This window comes from Blautia sp. HCP3S3_B11, assembly GCF_052064435.1.
Lineage (GTDB): Bacteria > Bacillota > Clostridia > Lachnospirales > Lachnospiraceae > Blautia_A.
In genome coordinates this window covers 1-389 of the sequence record NZ_JBQHVP010000069.1, presented here as the reverse complement: position 1 = coordinate 389, position 389 = coordinate 1, and the positions used below count along the sequence as shown (strand labels likewise).

At 42.2% G+C, this 389-nt stretch carries 1 rRNA gene; it reads right to left on the bottom strand.

Features of this window, described 5'->3' with window-relative positions:
- Nucleotides 1-304 precede the first annotated feature (304 nt).
- Nucleotides 305-389: ribosomal RNA gene (rrf, locus tag ACTNC0_RS18285) — 5S ribosomal RNA — on the bottom strand; the annotation flags it as partial.

Below are 389 nucleotides of genomic sequence, written 5' to 3'. Positions count from 1 at the left end.
GAGATACTCTCATATCTCTTAACGTTTTGTATCAAGGATATTTGATTAACTTTTAATCAAATTTCATGTATGCAGTTTTCAAGGTACATATTGACTGATGCTTTATCAGTCATTAGAAATCTTAAACTCTTTTAAAATCTCTAATCACTGGTAAAACCAGCATATCTTAACAGCTCTTCCCGGCTGATACGGGTTAGCACCGGACTTTACGATTCGTATCTGGCTCCATCCTGTTTCCAACAGGACTCACTTTCCAATGCCTGTTTTATCTTCATCAGGCTTCCAGCCTGTTGTTTTCTTTTTGATCTGGCGCCCACCTGCTCTCCCACACCGTCTCCAGTGCAGTACCATCGGCCGATTGGGTCTTAACCGTCGTGTTCGGGATGGGA